This window comes from Chryseobacterium sp. (assembly GCF_008014695.1).
In the GTDB taxonomy this organism is placed as follows: Bacteria; Bacteroidota; Bacteroidia; order Flavobacteriales; family Weeksellaceae; genus Kaistella.
In genome coordinates this window covers 434,658-460,216 of sequence record NZ_VOXE01000003.1, presented here as the reverse complement: position 1 = coordinate 460,216, position 25,559 = coordinate 434,658, and the positions used below count along the sequence as shown (strand labels likewise).

Genomic DNA, 25,559 nt, shown 5'->3' with positions numbered 1-25,559 from the left:
AGTGGTGATGAACGATGCATCACTTACGACCTGTTTTATTGAAGCGAATCCATCTACAGGATTGTTTAATCTAAATTTAGCCACTGTTGGCGGCGGAGCGGTAACTAAACTGTATTATCCTTCGTATACCGATGCGGTGAACGGAACCAATGCAATCCCTGATCCATCGATATTTATTTCACCAAACACGATCGTTTATGTGAAAGGCACGAATGCAAACGGCTGTACCGGGATTTCAAAAATAACCCTTAATGTAACTCCTCCTAAATACTCGACAGTTTTAAAGGATAAAATCATCTGTGCCGAAGACACCACCACGCTTGATGCCGGTGATGGATTTACCGCCTATGAATGGAGTACAGGCGCAACTACGCAGTCCATTTCAAATGTAAGCATAGGCACTTATTGGGTAGACCTCACTTTAAACGACTGTGTTACCAGACAGACGGTAACTGTTTCTGCATCATCAAGTCCTATTGTTTCAGGAATTGAAATCACAAACAATACCATTACAATCAGCGTTACAGGAGGTACCCCACCGTACAAATACTCTATGGACAATATACTGTGGCAGGATTCAAACTCCTTCACAAATGTACCGAGAGGAATGAACACGATCTATGTCAAGGATTCTTACGACTGTGAGCCAATCGCGATCGAAGTTACCGTACCGAATCTTGTAAATGTGATTACCCCGAATAACGACGGAGTAAATGATGTGATTGATTATTCAGCTCTTGCTTACAAACAGAACCTGGTATTCAACATCTTTGACCGTTACGGAAATAAAGTTCACCAGGCAGACAAATCAAACGGATATAAATGGGACGGAAGATTTGGCGACAGAAAAATCTATACCGGCACCTATTGGTATTCGGTAACCTGGAATGAGTCGGATCCGGCAAAAACTCCGGTGAAATTCTCAGGATGGGTTCTTGTTAAAAACAGAGAATAAAATCCATAAATAATAAGAAAAGCCCGAAAATTATTTTTTCGGGCTTTTTTATTATATTTGTTAGTAAAATATAGTGACATTATGAAAAAACTTATTCTTACTTTAATGGTAATTGCCTTTGGCTTTTATTCTTCTGCTCAGTCAGTGCTTCAGACAGAAATCGATAAAAACATTCCGGCAATGATTAATGCACAAACTACTACAGATTTTGATATTATTTTTAATAATATTTCTAAACTGAGAGGAAACAACCGTGAAATTTACTACTATTCAGCTTTAGCATTGATGAAAAAAATACAGATTTTGCAAGCCGAAAATAAACTTTCTTTAGGTGAAGGAGATAATTATATTGCAGAAAAATACGCATTATCCAGTTACAATATTGGGAGTACTGCTATCGAAACTGAAATACTTCTGGGTTTTATTCACTTGGAAAGATTGCTCCTCAATCCTAAAAACGCTGCAGCTGAAAAAGCAATTATTGACAGCTATATTGAGAAAGCAAAAAAACTGGATCGAAACCATCCCAGATTGTTGCTGCTTCAGGGAGAAGTGGCCTATTTCATACCTGAAAATCTAGGCGGAGACAAACAAAAAGCTATAGAATTTTTTCAGGCTTCTGTAAAATCTTTTAAAGCCAACAAAAAACAGGCTTTAGGTTGGAACTGGGGACAAAGCGATGCTGAAAACTACCTCAACAGACATTTAAATGCAATTACCTCTAACCAAATCCATTAGTCATGAAAAAATTTCTATTCTTATTTTTGATATTGCTGACTCAATTTTCTTTTGCTCAGTCGGATTGTGCTGATGTTGGAGGAGCAGGAGGAGCACTTGCGGTTTGTGGAAACTCACCTGTTTCATATACTCCAATTAATGACGGTAATGTAGATGAAGATTTAGGAGGCTGCCTGAGTGGTGATGAACATTTTTCCGTTTGGTACAGTTTTACAATTGCTACCTCCGGAACCCTGACCTTCAGTATAAACCCGGTAAATTTTTCTGATGATTATGACTTTGGAGTCTACGGTCCCAATGTTACTTGTTCAACGTTAGGAGGCCCAATACGATGTAATTATTCTGCTGCTGATGGACCTACCGGTTTAAGTGCGACAGCTACAAACCCTTCAGAAGGAGCCGGGGGGCCGCCTTTCAGTTCGCAGCTGAATGTAACCGCTGGACAAACCTATTTTTTGGTGGTTGATAATTTTTCTTCCTCTGCCAATGGGTTCAGTCTTACCTGGGGAGGTACCGCTACTTTAGCATCGCCTTTCAATGATCCTGCGCTGACTCCTAACCCTTTTATTGCGCCAGGTCCTAATCACAATGGTGTTATTACCATCTGTACCAATCCTGCTACTTTTGATTTCTCTACACTCTCAACCGGAATCATCAATGGAAATCCAAACTTTTCGGTAAGTTATCATAATAACTCAAATGATGCGTTAACCAATAGTAATCCTATTACTACGCCGGTTACGGTTAATACAGCAAATACCTACTATTATGCGCTTCACTATACCGATCCGGCAAATCCCCTCAATCCAATAAATGAGTGTACCCAGACGGGTACCATTACATTTATACAGGGCGCCATAACCGTAAACAATGCAATAGTCCGGGCGTGTAACAATAACAATGCGGGAACTGGGATCTTTGATCTTACTTCCGTTTCAAATGCCATGTTCGCAGATCCAACGGCGACACGGGTATATTACCGTACAATAGCTGACATGAGTGCGGGTGTAAATCCAATTACAAACCCTGCAGCATTTGTTTCGGCAACTCCCGCAACGGTTTATATGAAAGTCACTACGACTCAAAACTGTACAAATTTCGGAGCCATTACCCTGCAGTTCTATCCGGTGGTGGTGATGAACGATGCATCACTTACGACCTGTTTTATTGAAGCGAATCCATCTACAGGATTGTTTAATCTAAATTTAGCCACTGTTGGCGGCGGAGCGGTAACTAAACTGTATTATCCTTCGTATACCGATGCGGTGAACGGAACCAATGCAATCCCTGATCCATCGATATTTATTTCACCAAACACGATCGTTTATGTGAAAGGCACGAATGCAAACGGCTGTACCGGGATTTCAAAAATAACCCTTAATGTAACTCCTCCTAAATACTCGACAGTTTTAAAGGATAAAATCATCTGTGCCGAAGACACCACCACGCTTGATGCCGGTGATGGATTTACCGCCTATGAATGGAGTACAGGCGCAACTACGCAGTCCATTTCAAATGTAAGCATAGGCACTTATTGGGTAGACCTCACTTTAAACGACTGTGTTACCAGACAGACGGTAACTGTTTCTGCATCATCAAGTCCTATTGTTTCAGGAATTGAAATCACAAACAATACCATTACAATCAGCGTTACAGGAGGTACCCCACCGTACAAATACTCTATGGACAATATACTGTGGCAGGATTCAAACTCCTTCACAAATGTACCGAGAGGAATGAACACGATCTATGTCAAGGATTCTTACGACTGTGAGCCAATCGCGATCGAAGTTACCGTACCGAATCTTGTAAATGTGATTACCCCGAATAACGACGGAGTAAATGATGTGATTGATTATTCAGCTCTTGCTTACAAACAGAACCTGGTATTCAACATCTTTGACCGTTACGGAAATAAAGTTCACCAGGCAGACAAATCAAACGGATATAAATGGGACGGAAGATTTGGCGACAGAAAAATCTATACCGGCACCTATTGGTATTCGGTAACCTGGAATGAGTCGGATCCGGCAAAAACTCCGGTGAAATTCTCAGGATGGGTTCTTGTTAAAAACAGAGAATAAAATCCATTTTCAATAATAATAAGCCCGAAATGAATTTTTCGGGCTTTTTTATTTACCAACAATGAATTCGAGTTTAAAACTTTTAAAATCAGTTCTTTAAAAAAAATTGACTGAATTTTGAACATTAAGCACTATTATTTTTTTTTAATTTTATCTTTGTTGAATGACACAGAAGGAAACTTTATCGTCCCTTATTCATGGTAATTTTGCGAAGGAACTATCCATTTCAGACGGCAAAATGCCGCCGAATGCCATAGATTTTGAGAAATTAGTGATTGGGACTTTTCTTATTGACAAAAAAGGACTTGATTATTCTATAGACCTTCTATCCCCCGAAGTATTTTACGATCCACGCCATCAGGTTATTTTCTCGGCAATTGTAAAACTTTTCGAAGGAAATCATCCTGTGGATTTAATGACGGTGATTCAGGAACTTAAAAAAGAGGAAAAACTCGGTTTTGCCGGCGGCGACCATTATATTATTGACCTTACGATGGGTGTTTCTTCAAGTGCCCATATCGAATACCATGTGCGCGTAATTCTTGAGAAATTTATTTTAAGAAGCTTAATCAACGTATCTGCAAACGTCATCGACAGTTCATACAAAGAATCAACCGATGTATTTGAGCTGCTCGACAAGGCTGAACAGTCCTTCTTCGAAATTACCAACGGAACGATCAAAAAAGGTTTTGATACAGCCAATACTTTGGTTAAACAGGCCATTGAAACCATAAAATCACTAAAGGACAAAGAAGGAATTTCCGGTATTCCTTCCGGTTTTAAGGACATCGACAAAGAAACCGGGGGCTGGCAGAATTCTGACCTCATCATTATTGCAGCAAGGCCTGCGATGGGTAAAACCGCTTTTCTACTTTCAATGGCCCGTAACATTGCCGTGGAACATCAGATTCCGCTCGCTTTATTTTCCCTCGAAATGGCATCGGTACAGCTCATCACCAGGATGATTGCTTCCGAAACAGGAATTTCTTCAGAAAAACTCAGAAAAGGACAGATGAGTGACGAAGAATGGCAAAGACTCTTCTCCAATGTTTCTTCACTCGAAAATGCTCCTTTATATATCGATGAAACGCCATCGCTTTCTGTATTTGATTTCCGGGCAAAATGCCGGAGACTCGTGATGCAGCACGGCGTAAAGATCATCATGGTGGATTATTTACAATTGATGACTGCTAACGCCGGAAAAGGAGGTGCCGGAAACCGTGAACAGGAAATCGCAATGATTTCCCGCTCCTTAAAAGCCATTGCGAAAGAACTGAATGTTCCGGTTATTGCACTTTCTCAGCTCTCCAGAAGTGTGGAAACCAGACCAGGCAAAAGACCGATGCTGTCGGATCTGCGGGAATCCGGAGCGATTGAGCAGGATGCCGACATTGTGTCCTTCATTTTCCGTCCCGAATATTATAAAATCACGACATGGGATAATGATGAAGACGGTGGCGAATCTTCTACAGAAAATCAGGCGGAACTCATCATTGCAAAACACCGGAACGGTGCAACTGCCGATGTAAGGATGTCTTTCCATAAAAATATTGCAAAATTTGCCGATCTGGATCTTTTCGGAAGCGGCCACGGTTATCAGCCTTCCAATTTCGGGCAGCAGGATGCACCGAGTGGTTTCGAAAAAATCAAAACGACCATTGATCCCGGTGCAGCTTTCGATTTGCCGAAAAACCAAAATCTTTCCGGCTCGTCTATGAATGATCTGGAGGATGATGACGAATTCCAGTACTAGAATGAGTCTTCGCATTGAGATTTTTACCGACGGGGCCTGCAGCGGAAACCCCGGAAAAGGCGGTTACGGAATCGTCATGAAAGTGCCCGAAAAAAATTACGAAAAACACTTTTCTAAGGGGTTCAGGCTTACTACGAATAACCGAATGGAGCTTCTGGCAGTAATTGTTGCGCTCGAAAAACTGAAATCTCCCGACAACGACATCCATATTTATACCGACAGTAAATATGTTTCTGATGCCATCAACCAGAAATGGATTTTTGGATGGATAAAAAAAGGATTTAAAAATGTGAAAAATCCCGATCTTTGGCGCAGGATGGTACCCTTACTGAAAACCCACCAAACCACTTTTCACTGGATTAAAGGTCACGCCGGACATCCCGAAAACGAAATCTGCGACCAACTTGCTGTGAAAGCAGCCCAGTCCGCTGATCTTGAAATAGATGAGTATTTTGAAAATCAAAAGGACGGCGGACTTTTTTAGAGAACCGGTGTTTTGGAATTTCAAAAATTCACTTGTAAAAATTACTCCACAACTTACCTTACTTCGCTCAATTTCCTCCAACTTCAGGATGTCGTTTTGCGACTTTTGCTATCTTTGTTCAATGGATTACTTAGAAGCGCTTCAAAAAAGATATTCGGTCAAAAAATTTGACAAAGGGAAAAAAGTTCCTCCTGAAATTCTTGAAAATATTTTGGAAGCGGGCAGACTTTCTGCCAGTTCAATGGGTTTACAGCCCTATGAAATTTATGTAGTGGAAAGTGACGAAGTGAAACAGCAGCTTATATCCTCATTCCACAATCCGTCCCAAATTTCAACCTGTTCCCACTTGTTGGTTATGGTTTCTAAAAACGGGCTTGGTGACGAGTATGTCGACAATTATTTCAAACACATTTCCGACACCAGAGAAATCCCGGTTGAAAATCTTGATCTTTTCCGTAAAAACATCAATCTTCAAATGGATGCTTTAACGAACGAACAGATCATGGACTGGGCCGAAAAACAGAGTTATATTGTCCTCGGAAATCTGATGTTTGCTGCAGCCCTAGAAAATGTTGATACCTGCCCCATGGAAGGCTTTAACGGAAAATCAATGGGTGAAATCCTGAATATTGACCCGGAAAAAGAAAAAGTCAGCGTTGCTTTGGCCCTGGGGTACCGCTCGGAAGAAGACCATTTCCAGAATCTTAAAAAAGTAAGAAAACCGGAAGGCAAGTTGTTTAAATTTATATAAAATCTATGATCAAAGCAGATGTACTCGTCATCGGTTCAGGAATTTCCGGCCTTTCTTACGCGATAAAAATTTCTGAAAAAATGCCCGATGCCAAAATCATCATCGTTACCAAAGCCGATGAAGACGAAAGCAACACCAAATATGCACAGGGCGGCCTTGCCGTGGTAACCGATTTCGACAAAGATAATTTCCAGAAACACATCGATGACACGATGAGAGCCGGCGACGGCGAAAACAAAAGAGATGTAGTGGAAATGGTCATTAAAGAAGGCCCTGCAAGATTCCAGGAACTGGTGGATTGGGGAACGCATTTTGACATGGAAAAAGACGGTGATTTCAAGCTGGGACGTGAAGGAGGACATACCGAAAACCGGATTGTGCACCATAAAGACATCACCGGAGCTGAAATCGAACGGGCCTTACTCGCTACCGTCAACAGATCCCCGAATATTGAAATTCTCGCGCATCATTATGTTATTGATCTCATTACACAGCACCATGTACCCGGAAAAGAACTCAATGCCGAAGATATTTCTTGTTATGGCGCCTACATTCTGGATGAAAAAAATAAAAAAATAAAAAAAATTACGGCAAAAATAACACTTGTTGCCACCGGTGGAGCCGGCCATGTCTATAAAAACACCACCAATCCTGTTATTGCAACAGGAGACGGTATTGCATTCGTGCACCGGGCACGCGGAAAAGTGTCGAATATGCAGTATTACCAGTTCCATCCCACTGCACTCTACTCCAAACGGGACGGCATGCTTTTTCTGATTTCTGAAGCCGTTCGTGGCGACGGCGCCAAACTCCGCACGAAAGACGGGGAGAAATTCATGCACAAATACGATGAGCGTGAGGAACTTGCCTCGCGAGATATAGTTGCCCGTGCTATCGACAACGAACTTAAAATATCGGGCGACGATTATGTTGGCCTGGACTGCCGTGCAATGGACAAGGATAAATTCACCGAACATTTCCCGAATATTTATCAGAAATGCATCAGCGAAGGCATTGATCCTTTTAAACAGCTTATTCCCGTTGTTCCGGCCTGTCATTATCTGATGGGTGGAATTGAAGTGGATATGGAAGGCCAAAGTTCCATTAAAAATCTGTTTGCAGTAGGTGAGTGCACCAATTCCGGACTTCACGGAGCAAACCGTTTGGCTTCAAATTCATTGCTCGAAGGACTTGTTTTCGGTCATGAAGCCGCCATGAAAACAGTGGAACTTCTGCGTCAGAACAGTTTCAATTTCAAGGACCTGAAAGCTGTTCCGGAGTGGAACGAAGAAGGCATGAGGATGATTGATGAAATGGTGATGGTCACTTACCTTCGGCGCCAACTTCAGGAAATGATGAGCGATCTCGTAAGTATTGTAAGGAGCAACGAAAGGCTTGAGCTCGCAAAGAGAAAGCAGCAGGAAATCTTTGATGCGGTTACAGCACTCTACAACTACTCTATTTTATCCCCGAAGCTTTTGGAACTGCGCAACCTGGTGAATATTTCTTATCTCATCATCAAGCATTCGCTTCAGATGAAGGAAAACAAAGGCTCATTTTACAATAAAGATCTGGCAAAAAACATCAATTAATCAACACAACATGAAAAAACCACCATATGTAACCAAAGATGCCCTGAAAACATTCATTAAAAATGCTTTGGAAGAGGACATTCAGGAAGGTGACCATTCTACCCTTTCCACCATTCCCAAAGACCTGCAGCAGAAGGCAAAGCTCCTTGTAAAGGAAAACTGCATTCTGGCCGGCGTGGAAATGGCGGAACTTATATTTAAACATTTCGACAAAAACCTGAAGGTTGAAGTGTTGATTAAAGACGGCGAATCTTCAAAAGCCGGTGATATTGCCTTTTTCGTAACAGGGAGCGCGCGTTCCATCCTTTCCACCGAAAGACTGGTGTTAAACTGCATGCAGCGAATGAGCGGCATTGCGACTTTAACCCACGACTGGGATTCCAGACTTTTGGGAACAAAAACCAAACTGCTCGACACCAGAAAAACGACTCCGAATTTCAGGATGTGCGAAAAATGGGCGGTCGCGATTGGCGGCGGAACCAATCACCGGTTTGGTCTCTACGATATGATTATGCTGAAAGACAATCATATTGATTACAACGGAAGCATTACAACCGCCGTACAAATGGCGAAAGAATATATTAAAAAAACAAAAAAACCTTTACTGATCGAGGTGGAAACCAGAAACCTTGAAGAGGTTGAGGAAGCCATAAATTCAGGTGCAGACCGAATTATGCTCGACAATATGGAAGTAGCAGTAATGAAAAAAGCGGTTAAACTCATCAGCGGAAAATGTGAAAGTGAAGCTTCCGGTGGGATCACCCGCGAGATGCTGAAAGAAATCGCAAATACAGGCGTCGACTTTATTTCTGCCGGCGCATTAACCCACTCCGCAAAAAACATCGATTTAAGCCTGAAAGCAGTGCGCTGATTATCAATAAATTGATTTTAATGCAATTTTTTAGCAATACCGTAATGAATTATTTCATCATATTACGAATTTTTGAGCTTTAAGTAACTGTAAACGCAATAATTAGCACGGAATTTAACAAAATTTTAAAATTTAACATATAATTAATAATAGTTTCGATTATTTTAGCGAAGTTTGCAAAAATTTTTAATACTTACTTCAAGTTCTAAAATCTATTTATGAAAAGCAATTCTATTAAAAAGTCGATGCTTACTGTTGTGGTAACGCTATCAACGGCAAGTTTTTATTTTGCGCAAACAACGCAGGACACCCTTCAGAAATCTTCGGATATTGAGCAGGTAGTTCTTAGCGGTGTTGCCGACATTGCCAAAGACCGGAAAACTCCGGTAGCTGTTTCTACCATAAAAGAGGCTCAGATTGTGGACAAATTAGGAAACCAGGAATTTCCTGAGATCCTTAACACCACTCCATCTGTATATGCTACCAAAAGTGGTGGTGGCTTCGGAGATTCCAGAATCAACGTTCGAGGCTTCGACCAAAGAAACACTGCGGTGATGATTAATGGAGTGCCGGTAAATGATATGGAAACCGGGGCAGTCTATTGGTCAAACTGGGCAGGATTATCGGATGTCACTTCTGCAATGCAGGTTCAAAGAGGTTTAGGTTCTTCTAAATTGGCAATAGCTTCTGTTGGAGGTACAATTAACGTTCTTACCAGAGCTGCGGATAAAAAAAGACAAGGTAACGTAACTGGTAGCATCGGTAACGATGGTTACAATAAAGCTTTATTTTCATACAATACAGGAAAAAGCGAATCAGGTTGGGCGACTTCATTTTTGATGAGCAGAACTGCAGGTTCTATGTATGCCGACGGAACTGAATTTGAAGGGTACAACTATTACATTGCATTAGGATTTAATCCATCTGCAAAACACGATTTTCAGTTTACCATGACAGGTGCTCCACAATGGCATAACCAAAGATCTTTTCAATCTACAATTTCTGATCATATAAAATATGGTGGATCTGAGGATGAACCGAATAGAAAATACAACCAAAACTGGGGGTTGTTAAATGGTGAGGAATATTCGATGACCAGAAATTATTACCACAAACCGGTAATGTCTTTGAACTGGGATTGGAAAATTAACGATGCTACCAAATTAAGCTCTGTAGTTTATGCTTCTTTCGGTAGAGGTGGTGGAACTGGTGATGCAGGAAAAATCAACGGTAAATACTACAACAATTTGCCAAGAACTGCTGACGGCCTTGTGAGATTTGATGATATTGTTACTTGGAATCAAGGTGGTGTTGTTGCAGATTTTGGAGCAGTGAACAAAACACCTTATCTTGCAAACAGCAATAATGGTATTATCAGAAGATCATCGATCAATTCACATAACTGGTTAGGTATTATTTCAAGCTTAAATCATAAATTCAGTGATAACTTAAATGCTACGATTGGTCTTGACGCAAGATCTTATAAAGGTATCCATTACAGAATTGCAAGTGATTTTCTAGGCAACAACTCTTATACAGACACCAGTAACATCAACAACACCCCAAATGTGATTACCAACACTTTTGCTTCTAATGCAGACTGGAATCCGTTTGGTGGTAAAACCAACGACATTAAAGACCAATTAGCGTACAGTAACGATGGATTAGTAAAATGGTTAGGAGGGTTCGGACAAGTGGAATATACGAAAGACGCCCTTTCTGCTTTCGTTCAGGGATCAATTTCAAACCAAAATTTCCAAAGAGTTGATTACATGTTGTATGCGCCTGATCAGCAGAAAAGTGAAAAAGTTGACTTAGTTGGTTTCAATGTAAAAGGTGGAGCGAATTATAACATCAATGCACATCACAATGTTTTTGTTAACGGTGGTTACTATGAGAGACAACCTTTCTTTGGTGCAGTTTACTTAAACAACAGAAACGATGTTAACCCATCTTTAACAAATGAAAAAATTGCTTCATTTGAATTAGGATATGGTTTTAGATCGGCAATATTCAACGCTAATCTAAACGTTTACCACACTTCATGGGATGATATTTACAAAAGACTTACCACAAGAGCTACAATCAACGGTGTTTCTGTAACTGGTGTTGCAAACGTTCTAGGAATCAATGAAATTCATAAAGGTATCGAACTAGACTTCAATGTGAAGCCAGTTCAAATGCTTACTATTAACGGTATGCTTTCCGTTGGTGATTGGTATTTCAAAGGAAGTCCAACCGCGTCTTTCGTTGAAGATCAAACAAATACGGTAATACAGGAAGGAACTTTAGCACTTGACGGCCTTAAAGTAGGCGATGCAGCCCAAATTACTGCTGCCTTAGGAGCTGATGTTAAAATAACAGACTGGTTAAACTTTGATGCACAATACCGATATGCTGACAAACTATACTCAGCTTTCGAACCATCATCACGTCTAGTAACTGTTGCACAACCGAAACCTGCGGATCCAGCTGTAGAACTTCCATCATTTGGATTACTTGATTTGGGTGCAGGCGCCAGATGGAATATTAACAGTACTCAGGCATTTAAGTTCAGAGTTAACGTTAATAACGTATTAGATAAAGTTTATATCGCTGAATCCAGAACAAATAAAGCTGCAGATGCAAATGAAGCTAATAACTGGAATGGCATCAATAAAAGTAATGAGGTGTTTTTCGGTTTCGGAAGAACATGGAATGCATCAGTAAGTTTTATCTTCTAAAGAGAACTTACTATTACACTCAAAATCCCGACTATAATGTTGGGATTTTTTTATCTTTGCACCTAACTTAAAACAATTAGAATGGATTTCAACATTATGCTTCAGGCACACCGTGGTTTTGCTTATTTAATCCTGCTTTCAGCCGCAGTCTTTGCCGTTGCACTGCTGGTAACCATGTTTGGCTATTCCGGTAAAATTTCAAAACTTTTACGGAAATCCACGCTTTTTACGATGATTTTCTTTCACACGCAGGCTCTTATCGGTCTGATCATGCTGTTCTTCTTTTCTCCCGGCTTCAAAGCCGCTAAAGAAGCAGGAACGCTGATGAGTGATTCCGTTTCCCGAAACACGTATGTGGAACATCCTTTCGCGATGATCGTGGCAGCAGTTCTCTTAACCATTCTGAATAAAAAATTCAAAACCAACGATAAACTTCAGATGAGCTGGGTGATCATCGGTTTCGTCGCACTCGCTTTAATGCTTTGGGCATTCCAGTGGACCAGACTTTTCGGCGCATAATTTTTCATCAGTTATAATTCCCATTTTAAAATGAAAGTAGCACTTGTTGGCGCAACCGGAATGGTGGGCCAGGTGATGTTAAAAATTCTGGAAGAAAGAAATTTTCCTGTTACCGAATTAATTCCTGTTGCCTCCGAAAAATCGGTTGGCAAAAAAATTTCCTATAAGGAGAAGGAATATTCCATTGTATCCATGCAGACGGCGATCGACATGCGGCCTGAGCTCGCACTTTTTTCAGCCGGAGGAGAAACTTCATTAGAATTTGCTCCCAAGTTTGCTGAAGTCGGAACTACCGTCATCGACAATTCCTCTGCATGGAGAATGAATCCCGAAAATAAACTCGTTGTTCCCGAGATCAACGCCAGTATTCTCACCAAAAACGATAAGATCATCGCCAATCCGAACTGTTCAACCATTCAGCTGGTCATGGTTCTGCACCCTTTAAATCTGAAATACGATTTGAAAAGGGTGATTGTTTCCACTTATCAGTCGGTGACCGGAACCGGAAAAAATGCTGTTGATCAGCTCAATGCGGAAATCGCGGGTGATAAAAGTGTTGCAAAAGTCTATCCGTATGAAATCTTTAAAAATGCGCTTCCGCAATGTGATGTTTTCAGCGACGATGATTACACGAAAGAGGAAATTAAACTGATGACCGAACCCAAAAAAATAATGGGCGACGACACCTTTAATTTAACCGCAACAGCCGTGCGTGTTCCCGTTCAGGGCGGCCATTCGGAAAGTGTGAATATTGAATTTGAAAATGACTTTGACCTGGAAGAAATCCGGAAAATACTGTCCGAAACTCCCGGAGTAGTTGTAATGGATGATGTAAAGAACAGCATTTATCCGATGCCTCTGTACTCTGAAGGAAAAGATGAGGTTTTTGTCGGAAGAATCCGTCAGGACCGCTCCCAACCCAAAACCCTTAATCTGTGGATTGTCGCAGACAACCTTCGGAAAGGCGCCGCAACCAATGCGGTGCAGATAGCAGAATATCTCCTCAAAAATAATTTACTCTAAAAAATGCTCAGAAATGAGCATTTTTTTGTTATTAGAAGCCTCGAACATTTTTAATTAATTTAATGAAACTTTAATGTCAGAAACGCAGCAATCATCCAAAACCAATTTTTCCTTCCAGAGGAAAGTCGCCGTCATCGGAATCGTGCTTTTCGTTGGGAAATTAGTGGCATGGCATCTTACAAACTCCGATGCGGTGTTTTCTGACGCCATGGAAAGCATCGTGAACATCATTGCCGCATTTATGGGGCTTTATTCACTCTATCTCGCAGCAAAACCTAAAGATCTCGATCATCCTTACGGCCACGGAAAAGTTGAATTTGTGACTTCGGGTGTCGAAGGTGCCCTCATTATTTTTGCCGGAATCATCATTATCGTGCAGTCCATAGATTCCCTGCTCCACGGAAATGTTCCCAAAAAACTGGATTGGGGAATCCTGATCGTGACCCTTACTGCCGCCATCAATTATTTCATGGGTCATATTTCCTATAAAAAAGGAGTCAAAGAAAACTCGCTCGTGCTTCAAAGCTCCGGAAAACACCTGCAAAGCGATACATGGACGACTTTGGGAGTAGTCATCAGTTTGGTCTTGGTTTATTTTACCAAAATATACTGGATTGACGGTGCTGTGGCGCTCATTTTTGGTGCTTATATAATGTTTGTCGGGTATAAGATCGTCCGTACGGCCTTAAGCGGAATTATGGATGAAGCTGATCTCGACATGTTGGGAAGACTTGCGAAATTCCTGAACGAAAACAGGGAACCGCAGTGGATCGATATTCACAATATGCGCATTCAGCAGCACGGCAGCGGACTCCATATCGATGCACACCTGACCCTTCCGTGGTATTTCGAACTTCGCGAAGCGCATGAGCAAATGGAAAGAATGCTGAAACTGATCGCTGAAAATACGGATCGTACGATTGAATTCAATTTCCATATGGACGATTGCAAAACATTTTCGTGCGAAATCTGTGATCTTTTCGAATGTCCGGTCCGCCAACGAACTTTTGTCAAAAAAGTGGAATGGAATGTGGAGACGATTTCGCAGCCTCAAAAACACAATTTTAAGAAGGATTTTTTACAGGAAGATGCTTCCGGTAATAAAACAGCGGAATAATTAAAAGCAATATCAGCGGCTGGATGACAAATCTTCGGATATAAAAGGAAAAAAGGTAGCCAATTTCAAATTTTGTATGGATACAATACAGGTAGATGGGAAATGTGAGCGCGAAAACAAGTGCCATTAAAACGACTGCCTGAAGGGTCCATTTTTTATTCAGAAAAATAAAATATACCACCACTGCAGAAAAAAGCACATTCAGAAAGAACCGGAAAAAATGGTTGAGAATCAGTTTTTCTGCTACGAATTCCGGGAAAACTGCATTTTTATTGGCTTCGTGAAAGTAAGGAAGAAACGGGTCGTAGAAGATTCCATCCTCAAAAACACGAACCGCAACAAGCCCACAAATTCCCAAAATCACAAAAAGCCATTTCAGATGTTTCATTTCTTGGGACTTTTTAGAGCGAAAAATTTAATCCATATCAGCCATAGTACGACAACACTCCCGTAAATAACCGCAGGAAAGATATAATCGTGTCCGGCTTTTGAATACTGCGGAGTTTCTACAAGTAAAATATTCAGTCCGGCAATCCGAAGGACATTCACCATGTGCAGAAAAACAACACCTGCGGCAACAAAAACAAATGTTTTCTTCCCTTTATAAAAAGCAAATATAAACGCCGAGAACAGAATCATCACAGAAATGGCATTACAACCTTCCACCATCCTTGAAATATACTGTCCGTTCAATGAGAACCACGAGGTTTCTCTTTCCGGCACTTCCTTCATCTCCGACGGATAACCCAATAAGTTCTGTACGGATGTACTTTGTCCCCCTACCCATTTTGAAAAAGAATCAAGTCCGCCTTTTTCCATGTTCAGGTAAAACTGGTAAGCAAAAAGCAGCACCAGATAAATGATCATGAAACGCAGAAGGATTTTCAGCACCGGTTTGAAATCGTTGAACATGTTGCAAATATAATCCTTTCAAAATTCTATTTTCCTATATTTGTAAAAGTATGGAGAACGGAAACCCACAACTTTTTTTTGAGAAATTTACTGCACAACCTTCCGGGGATTTTTTCCCTTTAGCGCAAAGCGGATCTGCAAGAAAGAATTTTGTCGGGAAAAGTTCAGGAAAAAAGTTCATCATCACTTCCAACGAAAATATTGCGGAAAACGAAAGCTTTTTTTATTTTTCTGATATTTTTTCGGGCCTAAATCTGAATACTCCAAAAATTTTATCCGTTTCCGAAGACCGTAAAATATATGTCCAGGAATTTTTGGGTGAAAACACTCTTTCGGACCTGCTTTCTAATGAAGGACTTAACGAACGGACCACTGCTTTGGTGAAACAGACGCTCGAAAAACTCCAGTACTTTCAGAAAGAGACCGAAAGCAAGATCGATTACTCGAAAACTTTCGAGTACGAAAGATACGACGAACTGCCCATCACCAACGATTTGTTCTATTTCAAAAGTTTCATCGCCGATGTTCTGGAACTGCCTTACCAAAAATCTGCGTTACTGAAAGAATTTAAAAAAATTACGGCCACCATTGAGGATCTACAACCTCAGGGACTGATGATCCGCGATTTTCAGGCCAGGAATATTATAGTAAATGAAAAGGATGAAGTTTTTTTTATTGATTACCAGTCGGCGATGAAAGGTCCGCTCATGTATGACGTAATTTCGTTTTTATTCCAGGCAAAGGCCAATTTTCCTGAAGATTTTAAGAATGAAATGCTTAGTTATTACCAGTCTTTATGGCATGATGAAGAGGTACGCTTACAATTGGAAAAATCAATAAAACCGCTGCAGCTAATTCGTTTTCTGCAGGTATTGGGCGCTTACGGTTTCAGAGGGTTGGTTCAGAAAAAACCACATTTTATTGCAAGCTTAGATAAAGGGATCGAAAACCTGTACCATTTATCCGCATCATGGGAAGAGATGAATGCATATCCTGAACTGAAAAAAATAATCACCTTCCTTCAAACCGCTTCGGCAAAAGAAAAAATTAAAAATATTTTACAGCACTCATGAGTTTAACGATAGAAATACACAGTTTTTCCTATAAAAAAGAAGGAATTCCCAAAGACAACACCGGAAACGGCGGCGGTTTCGCCTTCGACTGCCGCGGGATCCTGAATCCGGGCAGAGTTGAGGAATACAAACAGCAAACCGGCTGCGACACAGGAGTCATTGATTATCTCGAAAACAAAACGGAAATGCCGAAATTTCTGGAACTTGTTAAAAATATCGTCTCCATTAATATCGACAATTATCTGGCAAGAAATTTTGAGCATTTGCAGATCAATTTTGGTTGCACCGGCGGGCAGCACCGCTCTGTGTATTGCGCAGAAAAAACGGCCGCATTTCTCAGGGAAAAATATCCTCAAACTACAGTTACCGTTTCTCACGACGAACAGCCACAACTTCATCATAACAACTAAAAATATAAAGTTTTAGTAAAATCACTTCCAATTGCATTATTCCTAAGATCAAATGAAAGCACTGATATTCGCCGCCGGCAAAGGAACACGCCTGAAACCTTTTACAGACCATCATCCGAAAGCCTTGGCTGTGGTAAACGGCATTCCGCTGCTAGAGAGGAATATTAAATATCTGCAGGGATTCGGAATCAATGATTTTGTGATCAATGTCTATCATTTTGCGGAGCAGATTATCAATTTCCTCAAAAAGAATGATAATTTCGGGGCTCAAATCCAAATTTCCGATGAAAAGGAAGAGCTTCTGGAAACCGGTGGCGGCCTGATTTTTGCAAAAAAGTTTCTTCAGGACGGAAATGATTTTTTAATCATGAATGCGGATATCTTAACCGACCTCAACATCAGTGACCTGGTAAAATACCATCAGAAAAATGAAGATTTTGCTACGCTGGCGGTTTCGGACAGAACCAGTTCAAGAAAACTTTTTTTTAATCCCGACATGATTTTAAGGGGCTGGCTGAATGTTCAGACTGGCGAGCAAAGATTGGCTGAATTCAATAAAGGCTTCAAAGCTTTGGCATTTAGTGGTGTACATTGCATTAATCCTGCTATCTTCGGCAAAATAAAAAGAACAGGTAAATTTTCGATAATGGAAGAATATCTGGATCTGATGCTGACTGAAAGAATTCATGGTTTTGAACACAACGCCCGTCTGATTGATGTAGGAAGACCGGAATCGGTGCTGGAGGCCGAAAAATATTTTAAATAAATTCAATGAGCAAGATAAAACGGGGAAAAGGACTTACAAAGGAAGTTGCGGGAAACGAATTTGAGATCGATCAGAAAATACAACATTCCTTCAAGGAAAAAACCTGGGATGAAACGGTTACGAAAGACAGCTGGATGGTTTTTAAAGTCATGGCCGAATTTGTAGACGGTTACGAAAAAATGGCGAAAATCGGACCCTGTGTATCTGTATTCGGCTCGGCACGACTAAAAGAAGGCGACCCGTATTACGAAATGGCCGTGGAAATTGCCCGGAAAATTACCGAAATCGGTTTTGGAATCATTACAGGCGGCGGTCCGGGAATTATGGAAGCCGGGAACAAAGGCGCAAGAATAGCAAAAGGAAAATCTATCGGGCTGAATATTGACCTGCCGTTTGAGCAGCACTTCAATCCGTATATCGATAAAAGTTATTCACTGGATTTCAATTACTTTTTTGTCCGAAAAGTGATGTTTATTAAATATTCTCAGGGTTTCGTCGTGATGCCAGGCGGTTTCGGGACCTTAGACGAACTTTCTGAGGCCATTACGTTGATTCAGACTTCAAAAATAGCACGTTTTCCGATCGTTCTGGTCGGTACAAAATTCTGGAGCGGACTTCTGGACTGGTTTAAAAATACTTTGCTCGAAAGCGGAATGATTGCAGAGGAAGACCTCAACCTTTACCGTGTTGTGGATACCGCCGAAGAAGCCGTTGCCCATATTAAGGCGTTTTACGATAAGTACTCCATCAACGTCAACTTTTAGTTGGCACATTATTTGAGCAATTACGGGCAAATGATTATTATCATTTAAAAAAATAAAAATGAATAAATTTTTAGGAATATTTGGAATTTTAACTTTATTTGTGATGATGAGCTTCGGAATTTCCGATTTTTATTCATCAATGACTAAAGTTGATTATGTGGAGGGCAGCAGAACACTGAAGTTCACCACAAAAATGAACACCGAGCATATCTCGGATGCCATAAAGATCAATCCCAGTACAGCGAGTTTTGAAGCAGAGGTTAAAAAATATGTGAACAATAATTTTGATGTTTATATTAACGGATCAGCAAAAACGCTCACCTTTACGGGAAGCCAGGTCAACGGCGAATCGGTATGGGTATATTTTGAAACCGGCGGAGTTTCTGAAATCAACACAATTAAAATCAAGAATACGATTCTTTTAAGTACTTTTCCCAAACAGTTTAATCTGGTTAACATTGCATATAAAGGCAACCAGAAGACAATGAATTTTCAGCGGGGAAAGGAAGTGAACGAAGTAAGTTTTTAAGGTTAAGCAATTAGGTAAATAATCCGGACCCATTGGTCCGGATTATTTTTGTTTGGTATTAAAAAAAATACCGCCTTTAAAAGGCGGTATTTTTTTAGTGGTGAAAATAGGAGGGCTACTGTCCTAATATTTTAACATTGTCGAGTTCCCACGTTGTTGAAGCAGTAGTGGTATTCGTATATTTAAACGCGACTCTTACATTTTTATTGGCAAAAGCATTTAAGCTGACCAAACCAGAATTCACAAATCCAAATGCGCCCAGCACAGTGTCTAAAGGAGCATTTAAAGTAGTCCAGGTAGTTGTAGTTGGATTACCTGTATAACTATCGGTAATCAACACCTGCAAAGGATTTCCTGGAGTAGTTGCTCTTCCGTCAGAATCAAAAGCTAGAGAATATGATGTAAAGCCGCTCAGGGAGATTTCTTTCGAAATGAGCCAGTCTTCATTTGCTGTACTGGCGCCGTTCATTACCGCATAATAATTAGATCCTGTGCCCTGGTTTGAAGTTGCCCAAGCCTGAGTTCCCGCAATACTTTGCTGGGTAAAGGTTCCCAAACCATTCTGGAAATCTTCCATAAAGAGTTTTGTTGGCGGAACCGTTCCGTCGCAACGTGGATTATCCAGATCCGCATGAATCTGTTTTGGAATCCATAACTGGTAAGTTCCGTTGAAAATACTCAGAATAGCATATACATCACCACGTCCGCCATCAATTTCTGTAGAGGCAAAAGAAGCAAAGTTGCTTGTTCTTAACAGAATGGTGTTTCCGGAACAGTCTTTTAGCGTCCGGTTTGTCGGTGACCCCGAAGCATAATTGCTCCCCAGATCAGTATTGATGAATTCAAGGTTTTTAATTTTGATCCATTTACCTACATCCGCAGTTGTTAACTGGGTAATTGTTTTTTCAGTTGGAACGACAGCAGATATTGGGAGGTTACTGTCGAAGAAGGTTTTATATACATCGGTCTCAGCGATCTGACCGACGTTCCCATTAAAAGGCTGACCCAACTGCAGTTCGCCGCTGACATTACCAATATAAAGATTTTTCAGTTTAATGTAAATTTCTTTACCTACTCTGAATCTTGCATCCTGATAAAGATTTGTCTTGTTGATATTCACACGGATTCCGCCGGTAGCATCTTCAATGTACACATATTTAAATAGGTTTCCAGTTTCATCATTGGCAGTAACTTTTGCCTTTACCACAAAATCTCCTGTAATCTGGGTTAAAGCGCCTGTAAACAATTGCTTCACTTCCGCTATTGTTTTTGGAGTAACCGTTGTAAGATCAAGAGCACAAGGATTTGTAGCGATTCCATCAGTTCTTGGGAAGCTATTCATCTCAATATCCGTAACCCTGTTAATATAAAACTGATACGTAGAACTGAATTTACTGAAAATTCCTATGAAAGTTCCTTTTCCGGCTGGCAAAATCTGGTTGGCAAAAGAAGCAAAACCGCTGTTTCTTACCACTACATTTAAAGTACTGCCTTGCTGGTTCAGCTTTTTATCAACACTTGTTCCATCTGGTGCAAAGGTAGTACAGAGAACCCTGCTGTCGAATTCTACATTATCCAGTTGAACTAAAGCTCCCAAAAGGTTTTGATTTGAGGCAAGCTGAGCGTATGTTAATACTTTAGGAACAATTTTCTCTCTGATCGTACATGATCTGAAGACATGCGCAGGAATTGCACTTTCAGGAATTCTCGAAACCGCATCTGCACCAGTGCTGATGGCATCCGCATCACGGATTCCAAGTTGAACCAATCCACCATAAGTTCCCAATGCAAGATCATTTAATTTGATGTAAATTTTAGATCCCTGCGGAAATTTAGTGTAGGTACTTACTGCATCAACACTGATGGTAAATCCCTGAGTAGGATTTGTAGGACTGTCCTGAATATAAATTGTTTTATAGATGTTTCCTGTTTCGTCAGAAGAAGAAACATAACCTTCCATTACTGCGGTTGAATTGGCCGGGAAAACATAAGCTGTACTTCCATGAAGCGCCTTAACCTGAGCAATCGTTAGGGTGGCCGTAAGATCCTGACACTGGTAACCTTCCAGATTCGGATCATTGTATTTGTCATCATGAACACACCCTGTAATAAAAAAGGAGGCGAAAATGACAAATAAAAATTTTAAGAATGAACTGTATTTTTTCATTGGATGTATTTTATTATTAAAATCTTAAATAAACATTGGCAAAGAATGTAGTCCCACGGTCATACCATAATTTAGGTGCAAAATAAGGATACTTGCGGTTCGAATCCAGCAATGCTTCAGGGAAATTCACATTACGTCCCTGTTCGAAACCACCGGTCACATAATCGCGGTTGTTCAGGATGTTGTTCACACTTAAACTTACGCCCATTCTGTATTTTCCGAAGAGGAATGATTTACCAATATTGGCATTTAACATGAACTGATCTTCAAATTTCTGCTGAGCAGTAAGTTTTTCAATTAATTCAGGAGTAACGCCGTTATAATTATCTCCTGTTATAGGATCTGTGAACAGAGAAGTTGTTTTGTTAAGGGCTGAAAAATCCAGGAACTGATCCTGCAGGTAGTTTGCCGAAGCACCCACCCACCAGAATTTGGTGGAATTATACCGCAATCCTAGTGAATAAGCTTTCTGTGGGGTGCCCGCAATTTTATAGTCTTTCAGTTTGGCATTTCCCCATCGAGATTCAGACGAAATATATCCTGAATCATCGTCGAAAGTCGAAACTTTCGGATTGTTGGTGATTCTGTAGTCCCCGTAACTTACTACACCCGTTGCGCTTAAAGTTGGAGTAATCTTCAACTCAGCTCCAAGTTCAAGACCTTTATAGGTTTTATTTACCCCGCTCAGGATTTCAGCCACGAGTGCGTTGCCCTGATCAACCGTAGCGCTCGAAACGTCAGCATAATATCTGGATATTTCAGTAGCATTGTTGATGGTGGTGTAATAAGCCCCAACTCTCAGTTTAAGGATCTGGCTTCTTAAAATATAGCTCAGATCATTGGAGTTGATAATCTGATTATCAACACTCGGGGTAATCATATTGGTAACCCTTGGGCTGATGAAAATTTCATTTAATGTGGGTGCGAGGCTAAAGAAAGCTCCGTTATATACGATAAAGTTCTTCCCGTTGATTTTATAGGTAATTTTTCCTTTGATTCCCGCATCAAAAGCATCGAACAATTCACTTTTTCCTTTGCTGTTGAATCTTGCATGTCTGTAATCACCGTCTCTCTGAGATTCAGAATAAGAAGAGAAAACTGATGCAACAAAATTCCATTTAGGGAAATCAACTTCAGTAGAGGCATTTAAAGCATACTGATTTCTCATTAACTCATAAGAATACTGGGTTCTGTCGCCCACCATAATTTTTCTGTCCGGGTTATCCAGATCATTGGGAGCGTCATAATTAAAGGCATTGAGATCATTAGAATAAAGAGCGCCCAAAAGATCCTTCATTTCCCGGAAATTATCAGATTTTAAGTTCTGATAGTTAAAATTGATGTTCAGTTTCCAGTTAGAAGCCAAACGGGTATCAAAATGTGATACGAAATTAATCGTTTTGTCTTTATTTACATCATCAACAATGGTATAAACCGCACCTCTCGGCTTGCCGTTCATATCATATCGGTTAAGATAGTTGGCGTTGTAAAGCGAGTTCCAGTCGATTTGACTCACATTCGGATCGGTTTGCCATTTCAGCACTTCCGCATCATATAGTGGCTGTTCTGCAGCAGTGATTTGCACACCACCATCGGAATCGACATCCTGGAATAAATATCCCGGAAGTTTTCTGTAATAAGTAGGATTTGGGTCTGCAGCGTGAAACCAGTCGAGTCTGCTTCGTCCGTCTCTACCGAACTGGTAAGAAAGGGTATTGTTCCAGTTGCTTGTTTTCCCTAATTTTAAATAATCAGAAATCATAAACATTGGCTCAAATACTTTTCTGATCCTGGAGTTTCTTTTCTCCCCGTCCTGCCATCCCCAGTAGGCATTATAGTTTTTACCCATGATGTCATAGGTTTCCTGAGTGTTTGGAGAATTGGAGGCTCTGTAAGTAGGAGATCCGAATGCAGTAAAGTTAATGGCGTGGCGGCTGCTAAACTGTTTTTCGATAGCGGCGAAATAGGCGTACGAATCCTGGTAAGTTCCGTCAAGCACACCATCGTCTGCCCATCTTCTGCTTCCGGAAAAGGTAAAAGCCCATCCGTTTTTGCTCAGCCCGCTTGAATAGGTGGCCATTGCTCTGTGGAAATAGCTTCTGTTCGTGAAGGAATATGCCAAAGAAGTCTGTTTTCTGTAGCTTGAAGCTCTTGTATTGTAATACACAACACCACCCAAATTACCGAATGCATATTCTGATGGTGTAATATTGTCTACATTTTCGTACGGATAACGGGTCACATCGTTGAGGCCGCCCCAATTGCTGAAATCTACTTTACCGTCATCATTCTTAGACATGGAGACCCCGTTGAACAGAACGTCTTCAAAACGGTTTTCAATTCCTCTCGGTCGGAACCAGTACGCGCCCAGTTCAAAAGCAGTTACATTCTGGAAGGCATCACGCCCGGAACTCAAAAGCCCAACGGTTGGCTGCATAGAAGAGCCTCCTTCATCAGTATCGTTTGCGGAATCGTCTACCAGCATTACGCCGGCTTCTGCAGCTCCAGATACAGTAAGATTTATAACTCCCAGATCTTTTCGTTTTTCATCTGCATTTACATCAAATTCAATAATTTTTGAATCGAAGTTCTGCTTGGACACCGTAATTACGTAATGTCCCGGCTGCATATCAACAAACTGGAAATATCCGATTTTATCTGCGGTAACGTCGTTGGCAGACTGAGCAAGATCAATCTCTGCGTTTTCAACTGCCTTTCCCTGTGCATCTTTAATATATGCATAGACCGTAGTCTGTGCAAAATAATAAGATGCGGGAAGCAAAGTAAACAATGAGATTAAGGATAATTTTTTTATCATAGCCAATGTTTTTATTTTCCTTTTTATACTAGTTTTTAAAGGGGCAACAAATTTAATCTTAATTTTTATTAAGTTAAACATTTTTAACACTTTATTCAGTATATCAGTATTAAAAATTGTTAATGCTTCTAAATATATATTAAAACAGGGAAAAAGTTAATTGAAACTTCCTTTTTATAGATTTAAGTGTAAGCCTCGGAAATAATTACTAATTTTACACCCTTAAAAATATGTAAATTTCCTATGAAAAAATATTTGACTTTATTCATTCTGTTTGTTTTCGGGTTCAGTTTTTCTCAGCAAAAGCAGGTACAGAGAGCAACTATCGCATTTCTGAATGTTGAAAATTTATGGGACACGGTTCCTTCCGCTGATTATATTGACGGTACTAAAGACGTTAATAATCCGGCCTTCCACAGAAGTGTCCCCCTTGATTCCATTAAATATCTCGAAACTACAGAGGAATATAAGGGTCCTTGGAGCGATGAGCTTTTAAAAGGTAAAAAAGTTATCCGGTACCAGATACTGGCTGATGATTTCACCGCAAACAGTGCTAAAAACTGGAATACCGAAAAGTACAACCAAAAACTGGCGAACGAAGCCAAAGTGATTTCAGAACTCGGGAGACAGTACACCAATGACAATCCTGCCATTGTAGGCTTAATTGAAGTTGAAAACAGAAAGGTTATCGAAGATCTTATCAGTCATCCTTTACTGGCAAAAAGCAATTACGGAATCATCCATTATAACTCTTATGATGCGAGAGGGATTGATATTGCCATCATTTACCAGAAAAAAAGATTCACCGTATCTGAATTTTACAAAAAGGAACTCAAAATTTTTGATGATGAAGGAAAACGGAGTTACACGCGGGATATCCTCGTTGTAAAAGGCCTTCTTGACGGCGAAAAAATTGCAGTTTTCATGAATCACTGGCCTTCAAGAAGTGGTGGTGAAGCTCGTTCGCTGCCAAGACGTATCGCTGCAGCAACGGCTTTGAAAGAAGAAATGGATAAACTGCGCGCGGAAGATCCTAATATTAAACTGTTTGCCATGGGAGATTTCAATGATGATCCGGTGAGTCCGAGTCTTAAGAAATATCTCGGTGCAGTGGGTGACCCTTCCGAATTGTCAGATAAATCTCCTTATTATAATCTGATGATGAAACTTTATAAAGGCGGTGTTGCTTCTTTGGCATACCGCGATGCACCGAATCTTTTTGACCAGATCATCGTTTCAAAAAACCTTTATTCTCCTGAAAAACTCACCAAAACCTATTCTGTTTTTAAAGCTGAAATTTTCGCTCCTTCGTACCTTGTGAATTCACAGGGTCAGTGGAAAGGCTACCCGTTCAGATCATGGGATGGCGACCGCTACACGGGAGGATACAGTGACCACTTTCCGGCTGTATCTGTTGTGCAGAAAGAACATGTAACTAACAAATAAAAATCAAATATTTATTAAACCGAAGATGCTGTCTTCGGTTTTTTTATTTTACTAACTTTACATA

The 25,559-nt window shown here is 40.5% G+C and carries 22 protein-coding genes; 18 read left to right on the top strand and 4 right to left on the bottom strand.

Annotated features, from left to right (window positions below; all coding sequences use genetic code 11):
* The 12 genes from FUA25_RS09975 to FUA25_RS09920 form a co-directional block, all read left to right on the top strand.
* Positions 1–955: T9SS type B sorting domain-containing protein (locus tag FUA25_RS09975; protein WP_147756764.1), on the top strand; the 955-nt coding region annotated here is incomplete at its 5' end.
* 81 nt (positions 956–1,036) lie between these two features.
* Complete coding sequence (locus FUA25_RS09970) at positions 1,037–1,693, top strand: hypothetical protein (protein ID WP_147756763.1); 657 nt, start codon at positions 1,037–1,039, stop codon at positions 1,691–1,693.
* A 2-nt stretch (positions 1,694–1,695) separates the two neighbouring features.
* On the top strand, positions 1,696–3,777 hold the full coding sequence (locus tag FUA25_RS09965; protein ID WP_147756762.1) for a T9SS type B sorting domain-containing protein: 2,082 nt from the start codon (positions 1,696–1,698) through the stop codon (positions 3,775–3,777).
* Between the two features lie 163 nt (positions 3,778–3,940).
* The gene (gene dnaB, locus FUA25_RS09960; protein ID WP_147756761.1) at positions 3,941–5,530 is read left to right on the top strand and encodes a replicative DNA helicase; all 1,590 of its coding nucleotides are present in this window, start codon (positions 3,941–3,943) and stop codon (positions 5,528–5,530) included.
* Position 5,531: 1 nt separating this feature from the next.
* Complete coding sequence (gene rnhA / locus FUA25_RS09955; RefSeq protein ID WP_147756760.1) at positions 5,532–6,014, top strand: ribonuclease HI; 483 nt, start codon at positions 5,532–5,534, stop codon at positions 6,012–6,014.
* Between the two features lie 121 nt (positions 6,015–6,135).
* Positions 6,136–6,765, top strand: coding sequence for an NAD(P)H-dependent oxidoreductase (locus tag FUA25_RS09950; RefSeq protein ID WP_147756759.1), 630 nt, complete (start codon positions 6,136–6,138; stop codon positions 6,763–6,765).
* Between the two features lie 5 nt (positions 6,766–6,770).
* Positions 6,771–8,357, top strand: a complete 1,587-nt coding sequence (gene nadB / locus FUA25_RS09945) for an L-aspartate oxidase (RefSeq protein WP_147756758.1) — start codon at positions 6,771–6,773, stop codon at positions 8,355–8,357.
* Between the two features lie 10 nt (positions 8,358–8,367).
* Positions 8,368–9,228 (top strand): carboxylating nicotinate-nucleotide diphosphorylase, encoded by an 861-nt coding sequence (gene nadC / locus FUA25_RS09940; RefSeq protein ID WP_147756757.1) that lies wholly within the window; start codon positions 8,368–8,370, stop codon positions 9,226–9,228.
* A gap of 218 nt (positions 9,229–9,446) precedes the next feature.
* Positions 9,447–11,951 carry a TonB-dependent receptor gene (locus FUA25_RS09935; protein WP_147756756.1) on the top strand — a complete coding sequence of 835 codons (2,505 nt, stop codon included), beginning with the start codon at positions 9,447–9,449 and terminating at the stop codon, positions 11,949–11,951.
* 81 nt (positions 11,952–12,032) lie between these two features.
* Positions 12,033–12,470, top strand: a complete 438-nt coding sequence (locus FUA25_RS09930) for a hypothetical protein (RefSeq protein WP_147756755.1) — start codon at positions 12,033–12,035, stop codon at positions 12,468–12,470.
* A gap of 30 nt (positions 12,471–12,500) precedes the next feature.
* On the top strand, positions 12,501–13,493 hold the full coding sequence (locus FUA25_RS09925; RefSeq protein WP_147756754.1) for an aspartate-semialdehyde dehydrogenase: 993 nt from the start codon (positions 12,501–12,503) through the stop codon (positions 13,491–13,493).
* A 73-nt stretch (positions 13,494–13,566) separates the two neighbouring features.
* Positions 13,567–14,610: a cation diffusion facilitator family transporter gene (locus tag FUA25_RS09920; RefSeq protein WP_147756753.1), complete on the top strand. Its 1,044-nt coding sequence runs from the start codon at positions 13,567–13,569 to the stop codon at positions 14,608–14,610.
* Here the strand turns inward: FUA25_RS09920 and FUA25_RS09915 are convergent.
* Positions 14,558–14,998 carry an exosortase F system-associated membrane protein gene (locus tag FUA25_RS09915; protein WP_147756752.1) on the bottom strand — a complete coding sequence of 147 codons (441 nt, stop codon included), beginning with the start codon at positions 14,996–14,998 and terminating at the stop codon, positions 14,558–14,560. The two genes, FUA25_RS09920 and FUA25_RS09915, sit on opposite strands and share 53 nt — an antisense overlap.
* The gene (xrtF, locus tag FUA25_RS09910) at positions 14,995–15,522 is read right to left on the bottom strand and encodes an exosortase family protein XrtF (protein WP_147756751.1); all 528 of its coding nucleotides are present in this window, start codon (positions 15,520–15,522) and stop codon (positions 14,995–14,997) included. The genes FUA25_RS09915 and xrtF overlap by 4 nt, the downstream gene beginning before the upstream one ends.
* A gap of 50 nt (positions 15,523–15,572) precedes the next feature.
* Here xrtF and FUA25_RS09905 point away from each other — a divergent pair, with 50 nt between their 5' ends.
* The 5 genes from FUA25_RS09905 to FUA25_RS09885 are packed head-to-tail and all read left to right on the top strand — an operon-like array spanning position 15,573 to position 19,064.
* On the top strand, positions 15,573–16,595 hold the full coding sequence (locus FUA25_RS09905) for an aminoglycoside phosphotransferase family protein (RefSeq protein ID WP_147756750.1): 1,023 nt from the start codon (positions 15,573–15,575) through the stop codon (positions 16,593–16,595).
* Positions 16,592–17,005: an RNase adapter RapZ gene (locus FUA25_RS09900; protein ID WP_147756749.1), complete on the top strand. Its 414-nt coding sequence runs from the start codon at positions 16,592–16,594 to the stop codon at positions 17,003–17,005. Before FUA25_RS09905 ends, FUA25_RS09900 begins: the two co-directional genes overlap by 4 nt.
* Positions 17,006–17,057: 52 nt before the next feature.
* Positions 17,058–17,771, top strand: coding sequence for an NDP-sugar synthase (locus FUA25_RS09895; protein WP_147756748.1), 714 nt, complete (start codon positions 17,058–17,060; stop codon positions 17,769–17,771).
* 5 nt (positions 17,772–17,776) lie between these two features.
* On the top strand, positions 17,777–18,535 hold the full coding sequence (locus tag FUA25_RS09890) for a TIGR00730 family Rossman fold protein (protein WP_147756747.1): 759 nt from the start codon (positions 17,777–17,779) through the stop codon (positions 18,533–18,535).
* Positions 18,536–18,593: 58 nt separating this feature from the next.
* Positions 18,594–19,064, top strand: coding sequence for a DUF6702 family protein (locus FUA25_RS09885; RefSeq protein WP_147756746.1), 471 nt, complete (start codon positions 18,594–18,596; stop codon positions 19,062–19,064).
* Between the two features lie 115 nt (positions 19,065–19,179).
* Here FUA25_RS09885 and FUA25_RS09880 read toward each other — a convergent pair whose 3' ends face one another.
* Together FUA25_RS09880 and FUA25_RS09875 are read right to left on the bottom strand one after the other, a co-directional pair.
* Positions 19,180–21,231, bottom strand: coding sequence for a DUF5689 domain-containing protein (locus FUA25_RS09880; RefSeq protein ID WP_147756745.1), 2,052 nt, complete (start codon positions 21,229–21,231; stop codon positions 19,180–19,182).
* A 16-nt stretch (positions 21,232–21,247) separates the two neighbouring features.
* A complete protein-coding gene (locus tag FUA25_RS09875; RefSeq protein WP_147756744.1) occupies positions 21,248–24,049 on the bottom strand; it encodes a TonB-dependent receptor in 2,802 nt (933 codons plus the stop codon).
* A 243-nt stretch (positions 24,050–24,292) separates the two neighbouring features.
* Here FUA25_RS09875 and FUA25_RS09870 point away from each other — a divergent pair, with 243 nt between their 5' ends.
* Positions 24,293–25,495, top strand: a complete 1,203-nt coding sequence (locus FUA25_RS09870) for an endonuclease (protein WP_147756743.1) — start codon at positions 24,293–24,295, stop codon at positions 25,493–25,495.
* Positions 25,496–25,559 lie beyond the last annotated feature (64 nt).

What these genes read in the sequence shown, in the direction of transcription:
- FUA25_RS09970 (WP_147756763.1), top strand. Translation starts at nt 1,037, where the DNA reads ATGAAAAAACTTATTCTTACTTTAATGGTAATTGCCTTTGGCTTTTAT.
- FUA25_RS09965 (WP_147756762.1), top strand. Translation starts at nt 1,696, where the DNA reads ATGAAAAAATTTCTATTCTTATTTTTGATATTGCTGACTCAATTTTCT.
- dnaB (WP_147756761.1), top strand. Translation starts at nt 3,941, where the DNA reads ATGACACAGAAGGAAACTTTATCGTCCCTTATTCATGGTAATTTTGCG.
- rnhA (WP_147756760.1), top strand. Translation starts at nt 5,532, where the DNA reads ATGAGTCTTCGCATTGAGATTTTTACCGACGGGGCCTGCAGCGGAAAC.
- FUA25_RS09950 (WP_147756759.1), top strand. Translation starts at nt 6,136, where the DNA reads ATGGATTACTTAGAAGCGCTTCAAAAAAGATATTCGGTCAAAAAATTT.
- nadB (WP_147756758.1), top strand. Translation starts at nt 6,771, where the DNA reads ATGATCAAAGCAGATGTACTCGTCATCGGTTCAGGAATTTCCGGCCTT.
- nadC (WP_147756757.1), top strand. Translation starts at nt 8,368, where the DNA reads ATGAAAAAACCACCATATGTAACCAAAGATGCCCTGAAAACATTCATT.
- FUA25_RS09935 (WP_147756756.1), top strand. Translation starts at nt 9,447, where the DNA reads ATGAAAAGCAATTCTATTAAAAAGTCGATGCTTACTGTTGTGGTAACG.
- FUA25_RS09930 (WP_147756755.1), top strand. Translation starts at nt 12,033, where the DNA reads ATGGATTTCAACATTATGCTTCAGGCACACCGTGGTTTTGCTTATTTA.
- FUA25_RS09925 (WP_147756754.1), top strand. Translation starts at nt 12,501, where the DNA reads ATGAAAGTAGCACTTGTTGGCGCAACCGGAATGGTGGGCCAGGTGATG.
- FUA25_RS09920 (WP_147756753.1), top strand. Translation starts at nt 13,567, where the DNA reads ATGTCAGAAACGCAGCAATCATCCAAAACCAATTTTTCCTTCCAGAGG.
- FUA25_RS09915 (WP_147756752.1), bottom strand. Translation starts at nt 14,998, where the DNA reads ATGAAACATCTGAAATGGCTTTTTGTGATTTTGGGAATTTGTGGGCTT.
- xrtF (WP_147756751.1), bottom strand. Translation starts at nt 15,522, where the DNA reads ATGTTCAACGATTTCAAACCGGTGCTGAAAATCCTTCTGCGTTTCATG.
- FUA25_RS09905 (WP_147756750.1), top strand. Translation starts at nt 15,573, where the DNA reads ATGGAGAACGGAAACCCACAACTTTTTTTTGAGAAATTTACTGCACAA.
- FUA25_RS09900 (WP_147756749.1), top strand. Translation starts at nt 16,592, where the DNA reads ATGAGTTTAACGATAGAAATACACAGTTTTTCCTATAAAAAAGAAGGA.
- FUA25_RS09895 (WP_147756748.1), top strand. Translation starts at nt 17,058, where the DNA reads ATGAAAGCACTGATATTCGCCGCCGGCAAAGGAACACGCCTGAAACCT.
- FUA25_RS09890 (WP_147756747.1), top strand. Translation starts at nt 17,777, where the DNA reads ATGAGCAAGATAAAACGGGGAAAAGGACTTACAAAGGAAGTTGCGGGA.
- FUA25_RS09885 (WP_147756746.1), top strand. Translation starts at nt 18,594, where the DNA reads ATGAATAAATTTTTAGGAATATTTGGAATTTTAACTTTATTTGTGATG.
- FUA25_RS09880 (WP_147756745.1), bottom strand. Translation starts at nt 21,231, where the DNA reads ATGAAAAAATACAGTTCATTCTTAAAATTTTTATTTGTCATTTTCGCC.
- FUA25_RS09875 (WP_147756744.1), bottom strand. Translation starts at nt 24,049, where the DNA reads ATGATAAAAAAATTATCCTTAATCTCATTGTTTACTTTGCTTCCCGCA.
- FUA25_RS09870 (WP_147756743.1), top strand. Translation starts at nt 24,293, where the DNA reads ATGAAAAAATATTTGACTTTATTCATTCTGTTTGTTTTCGGGTTCAGT.